The organism is Nocardiopsis listeri, from assembly GCF_020741345.1.
Taxonomy (GTDB): Bacteria; Actinomycetota; Actinomycetes; order Streptosporangiales; family Streptosporangiaceae; genus Nocardiopsis; species Nocardiopsis listeri_A.
The window spans coordinates 1-6008 of the sequence record NZ_DYZD01000424.1; the positions used below are offsets into that span (position 1 = coordinate 1).

Sequence of the window (6008 nt, forward strand, 5' to 3'; positions counted from 1 at the left end):
CGGTGTCGCCGGAGCTCGGGAAGTTGGAGGCCAACTCCAGGCGTTGCCCGGAGACCGCGTCCAGGGTGCCGAACTCGCTGGTGACCTCGGTTTCCTCGCCGGCCTCGTTCTCCGCTGTCGCGGTGACCACGATCTCCGAGCCCGGACGCAGGTTCCAGTCACTGACCCATTCGGTGCCGTCCTCGTTGAGGGTCCCGGTCATCTCGTACAGCTCGGCCTCGTCGTCCTCACCATCGGCCTCGCCGCCGTCGGGGACGGCCGCTTCGCCGACCACGGTCTGCTCGATCCGGACGTCACTGATGGTTCCGTGCTCGGCGGTGACCCGAACCGGGGTGTTGGGCGCGATCTCCTCGCCGCCCTCTTCCGGAGTGATGCTCAGCTCGGCGGGTTCCGCGTCCGCGGCGGGGTCGGAGTTGCTCTGCGTCTCGGCGTCGCCTGAAGTGCACGCGGTCGCGACGAGCGCGAGCGCCACGAGTCCGATGCCGAACCGGCGCTTCACCGCCGACTGGGTCTTGCCCGTCACGTCTGGACCTCCATAGAACATCTCGATACCCGGCCTACGTCAGTAAGACGCTCCAGTCCGGAAAAGGTTCTGAACTCCCGCGTATCGGTATGGAGCGGTTATCGGATGGTGTCCGACCCACCTTGTCCGGAATCGCCGAGAATACACCCAGGGGGTACGTGGCCGGCCCGCCGGGGGGTGGGTTTTCGGCCGAACCGAATCACTTCCACCTTGCTCCTCCATCATGCACCGCGTAGAATCTTGTTCGTTCGCTCAGGTTTCTTGGCGAATGAAAACTGACCAAACGAGCAGGTTTCCTGTGGCAGGCCCGAAGGACACGAAGGAGCCGCACCATGCCGTGGATGTGGTTGGCCGGAGCGATCATCCTGGAAGTGATCGCGACCACCTCACTGAAGCTCTCCGAGGGTTTCACCCGCCTGTCGCCCTCCATCGTCGTGGTCATCGGCTACGGCGGCGCGTTCTACGCGCTCTCCCAGGCACTCGCCAAAGGCCTGCCGCTCGGGGTCGCCTACGGGACCTGGGCCGCCGTCGGGGTCGCCCTGGTCGCCATCATCGGAGCGGTACTGCTGGGAGAATCCCTCACCTGGACACAGATCGGCGGCATCGCCCTGGTCATGGCCGGGGTCATGGCCCTGGAGATGGGCGGGCGGTACTGAACCCCCGCGCACCGGTCGGTCGTCGAGTGGGAGGAACACCGTGAGCACCATGGAATCCATCGAGAACCCGGAGAACATCAGCGACGGCCGCCGCCGCAAGGGCGAACAGCGACGCCGGATCCTGCTGGACGCCACCATGGCGATCATCGCCGGGGAGGGCGTCACCGCGGTCAGCCAGCGTCGCGTGGCGACCGAGGCCGCGGTCCCGCCCAGCACCGTCACCTACTACTACGCCACCATCGACGACCTCCTCGTCGACGCGCTCACTCGGGTGAACGACGCCTACGTGTCGGTGGTGGAGACCCTTCCCGAGGAACCGGACGCCGCGCTGCGCGGGTTCGCGGCGCTCATCGCCGAAGGCGTCGGACACGACCGCGCCCACGCTCTGGCCGAGATGGAACTGTTCCTCATCGCCGCCCGACGCCCCACCCTGCGGGATCAGGTCACGCGTTGGCACGACGCACTGGACGCCTTCCTCGCCCCCTACCTGCCGAACCCGCAGACCCGCGCCGGGGTGGCAGCCACCTGCGACGGCTACTTCCTGCGCTGCTGCGTCCTGGAACCACCGCCCTCCGCCGAGCAGGTGTACCGGTCCCTGCGCCGTCTGATCGACCAAGCCGCCTGACCGACCTCGAACAGGCGCCACCGACCGCCCCTCAGCTCCGTTTGCTCTCCGCCCCGTCCCGGACCATGTCCACCAGCAATCGCAGGACGAACATCGCGGTGGCCGCCAGCAGGACCCACGCCAACAGGTTGAGCGCTTGGGCGTGCGTGGCCAGGTCCGACCAGGCCACCCCCGGTTGTTCGGTCACGTTGAACAGCCCCACCGACATGAACCCGGTGACCACCGCCAGGACGGTCATGACCGCGCGGCGCACCACCGAGCGCAGGAGTCTTCGGTCCTCCGGGTGGGCGAAGAGCCGCGCCTGCACCGTGAACCGACCCTTGTGCAACTGGTCGGTGATCCGGTCGAGCCGACGTGGCAGTCGACGCAGGGTCGGCAACAGGGCCAGCAGCTCCCCCGTCGCCAGCTCCCGCAGGTTGCCTCCGCCCAACTGCTCCGACATCCGCGCACCCGCGTACCGCTTGGCCTCGGACACGGTGTCGAACCCCGGGGCGAGGAACATCAGCGTGCCCTCCAAGGTGGCCAGCGCCCGGAACACCGCGGCCAGTTCGGCCGGCAGGACCAGCCCGAACCGGGTGACCAGCATGAGCAGTTCGGTGAACATCCGCATGCTGGCCGTGGCCCCGCTCTGCAGGTAGCGCGCCATGAACTGACCGAGCGACCGGCGCAACCGTTCCGGGTCGATCTCCCCCGGGTCGTCCACCACGTCCAGGAGCGTGTCGGTGAGCAGGACCGCGTCACCCCGGTCGATGGCCAGCAGCATCATCTGCAACGCCTCCCGGGTGCGGGCGTCCAACCGCCCCACCGACCCGTAGTCGAGCAGGCCGACCCCTCCGTCGTCGAGCAGCAGGATGTTGCCCGGGTGCGGGTCGGCGTGGAAGATCCCGCCGACGAGCACCTGCTCCAACAGACAGTCCAGCAGTGTCCTGGCGATCTCCTCCCCACGCCGCTCCGGCAGCTCGGTCCCGTCGATCTGGTTCCCGTGCAGGCGTTCCATCACCAGCACCCGACGGCTGGTGTAGGCCTCATGCACCCGGGGAATGCGCACCGGCGAGTCGACGGACGCCTCCGCGACGGCGGCGATGTTGGCCGCCTCCACCTCGAAGTCCAGCTCCTCCAGCAGCGCGTCGGCGAACCTCTCGGCGAGGTCGCGCACCCCGATCGCGGGCCCCCAGTCGGTGTGTTCGTCCACCCGCTTCGCGAGGCGGCGGATGATGTCGAGGTCGCGCCGGACCACCGGACCGATCCCTGGTCGTTGCACCTTGACCACCACCTCCTCGCCACCGAGCAGCCGCGCCGGATGCGCCTGGGCGATGGATGCGGCGGCCAGGGGTTCGGGTGTGAAGTCGGCGAACACCTCGTCGACCCCCCGCCCCAGTTCGGCGGCCACGCAGTCGCGGATGTCCTCGTAGGGCACCCGCGCCACCTCGCTGTGCAGCCGGCCCAGTTCCTCGACGAACACCGGTGGCAGCAGGTCACGGCGGGTGGCCAACACCTGGCCGAGCTTGACGAACACCACCCCCGCCTCTTCCATGGAGCGAACCAGGGATCGGGCGAGTCTGCGCTGTGCCGAGGTGTCGTCCACCCCCTCCCGTCGGCCTATGACGTATCCGCCCAGGCCGTGCCGGACCAGGATCCACAGGATCCCGCGGTACCGACCCAGCCTTCCGAACAGGTCGGTGGTCTCGCGGAGCATGGCGACCGGTCGGACCCTGGTGCCCCGCGGCATGAGGAGTTCGAGGGCGACGAACGCGAGCATCGAGCCCACCGCCATCGCGAACAACATCAGCGCCATGAAACCCGGCTGGTCCATCCGGGCCGGCTCCGCGGTGTTCAGCGCGTCGAAGGAGCCGTAGTAGGCCAGGATCGCGCCCACCGACCCGAGCGGTGCGCCGAACATCGCGGCCAGCGCCAGACGTGGCAGGTTGAAGGGGACGTCCATGAGCCGGCTGGCGAGCTTGCCCAGCCCCAACAGGACCAGGATCATCACGACCAGGGAGAAGACCTGCCCGATGATCATGCCCAGCACCGATGTGACGGTCAGCGATTCCACACGGAAGGCCCTTCTGCGGCACGGCGCGGCAGGAAGCCGCGCCGTGGGGGGAACAGGGTGGTGGGAGAACCCCACCGCGTTCCACACTGCCGGCTCCGGCCGACCCGCGACAGCCCACGTCCCCGACCTGTGGACAACCCCACCGAACCGCGCCGGCCTCCTCGAACACGAACGAGGGCCCGTCGATCCCTCGACGGACCCTCGTCACCGCTCGTGCGACGCCCCTTCAGAGCGACGGCACGGGCGCTATCGGTCTCAGCAGGTCAGCTCCCAGGAGCACTCCAACTCCCCGCTCATCGCGGGCTCACCGCGCAGGGACGTGGTCCCCTCCGGCGCCTGGTTGCCCAGGTACTCGGCGAGCCGGACCACGATGGCGTCCTGCACGTGGAGGGGCGCCGCACCGGCGTGGTCGTTGTTGACGATGCTGAAGTGGACCTCCGAGCCGTCCGGACCCTGCACGTAACCGGACAGGGCGCTCACCCCGGACATGGTGCCGGTCTTGGCCTGCGCGACGCCGTCGGCCGCCGTTCCGTCCATGCGGGAGGCCAGGGTGCCGCCGACGAACGGGTCACTGTCACCGGCCACCGGCAGGGAGTCGTGCCAGCCCTCGTACCAGGGGGCGTCCTGCACCCGGGTCAGCAGGTCGACCATGCTGTCGGCGGTGATCCGGTCGGTCCGGGAAAGCCCCGATCCGTCGTTGAGGACCAGGTCGGAGGTGTCCACCCCGAGCTCCCGCAGGGCCTCCTCGACCCCGACCAGACCGGCTTCCCACGAGCCTTCGTCCGCGGTCTCCCGGCCGATGCTCTTGACCAGCATCTCGGTGTGCCCGTTGTTGCTGAACTTCATCAGCGGAACGAGGATCTCCTCCAGGGACATGGAGGTGTTCTCGGCGACGGTGTGGGGCTCGTCCCAGCCCTCGGGGACCTCGCCCTGGGCGACGTCGCCCTCGACCTCGACACCGTTCTCCTCCAGTGCCCGGACGAACACCTGCCCGGCCATACCGGCGGGCTCGTCGACCGTGCGCAGCTGCACCGACGGCTCGGCGTCGGCGGGCAGGCTCCCGGTCACCACGATGGTGTTGGTGTCGACCGGACGATCGATCGCCAGGGTGTCCTCGCCCCCGGCCGGCCCGGTGACGGCCTGGTTGTCGACCTCCACGTAGCCCTCGGCGGCGCCGGGGTCCACGCTCACCGCCTCACCGTCGCCGGCGGCGGCCACGGTCACCTCCGTCACCCCGGTGTCGTAGCGGTCTCCGTGGGCCACCGTGAGCGCCGAGATCTGCGCGGAGTAAGCGAAGGGCTCGTCCTCGGGCCACCAGTCGTCCACCAGGCGCCGGTCGTCGAACCAGGTGTCGTCGGCGAACACCTCGCCCACCGAGGTGATCCCGGCGGCGGCAACGTCCGCGGCCATCGCGTCGAGGTCGTCCGCGCTCAGCGTCGGGTCGCCGCCGCCGACCAGGTACAGCCCGGGCACCTCTCCTACGGCGGCGTCGTCCTCCACGACGGCCTCCGTGGTGAAGGTGTGGTCGGGGCCGAGCGTTTGCAGGGCCGCCGCCGTGGCGAAGGTCTTCATGTTGGAGGCGGGCAACAGCGAGGTGTCGCCCTCAGCCGAGTAGAGCTCCTCGCCGCTGTCGGCGTCGGTGACCACCACACCGGAGGTCGCGCCCTCCAGAGCGGCGTCCTCCAGGATCGCGTCGATGTCGGATCGCAGCTCATCCGCCCTCGCCCCGGGATCGGCGGTGTCGGCCAGCGCCGGCGTGGTCACCAGTGTGAGGGAGAGGGTGAGGAGGGTGGCCGCCGACCACGCTCCGTGTCGTCGGAACGGCGTGGGCCGTCGGGGGGCTGCGGGAGTCAAGGGATCTCCTTCTGAAGGGAGCCGATCGGTCACAACGTGAGCGTCGAAACTAGCGGAGCCCCGCCCCTGAAACCAGGTACTTTCGTCATCTCGCGTGTCGTCGAAGGTGGCGGAGGGATCCGGCGCAAGGAACCGGCGTCGCGGAGGGAACACCCCTCCACGACGCCGGTCCGATCCCATCGCCCCCGACGGCGCACCGCCGGAACACCTCAGATGAGCTCCACCACCTGGGAGTAGTGGCAGGCGTCCCGGTGTCCGGTGCCGCGGTCGAGCAGCTCCGGCGGTTCCTCGACGCAC

The 6008-nt window shown here is 69.4% G+C and carries 5 protein-coding genes; 2 read left to right on the forward strand and 3 right to left on the reverse strand.

Features of this window, described 5'->3' with window-relative positions; genetic code table 11:
• Positions 1–523, reverse strand: a 523-nt coding sequence (locus K8V84_RS22870) for an Ig-like domain-containing protein (protein ID WP_304078561.1), incomplete at its 3' end; no start/stop codon positions are given.
• Between the two features lie 332 nt (positions 524–855).
• Between K8V84_RS22870 and K8V84_RS22875 the strand changes: the two genes are divergently transcribed.
• Positions 856–1179 (forward strand): multidrug efflux SMR transporter, encoded by a 324-nt coding sequence (locus tag K8V84_RS22875; protein ID WP_304078562.1) that lies wholly within the window; start codon positions 856–858, stop codon positions 1177–1179.
• A 40-nt stretch (positions 1180–1219) separates the two neighbouring features.
• Positions 1220–1804: a TetR/AcrR family transcriptional regulator gene (locus tag K8V84_RS22880; RefSeq protein ID WP_304078564.1), complete on the forward strand. Its 585-nt coding sequence runs from the start codon at positions 1220–1222 to the stop codon at positions 1802–1804.
• A gap of 31 nt (positions 1805–1835) precedes the next feature.
• Here K8V84_RS22880 and K8V84_RS22885 read toward each other — a convergent pair whose 3' ends face one another.
• The gene (locus K8V84_RS22885) at positions 1836–3857 is read right to left on the reverse strand and encodes an AarF/ABC1/UbiB kinase family protein (RefSeq protein ID WP_304078565.1); all 2022 of its coding nucleotides are present in this window, start codon (positions 3855–3857) and stop codon (positions 1836–1838) included.
• Positions 3858–4112: 255 nt separating this feature from the next.
• Positions 4113–5621, reverse strand: coding sequence for a D-alanyl-D-alanine carboxypeptidase/D-alanyl-D-alanine-endopeptidase (dacB, locus tag K8V84_RS22890; RefSeq protein ID WP_304078566.1), 1509 nt, complete (start codon positions 5619–5621; stop codon positions 4113–4115).
• Positions 5622–6008: the final 387 nt, after the last annotated feature.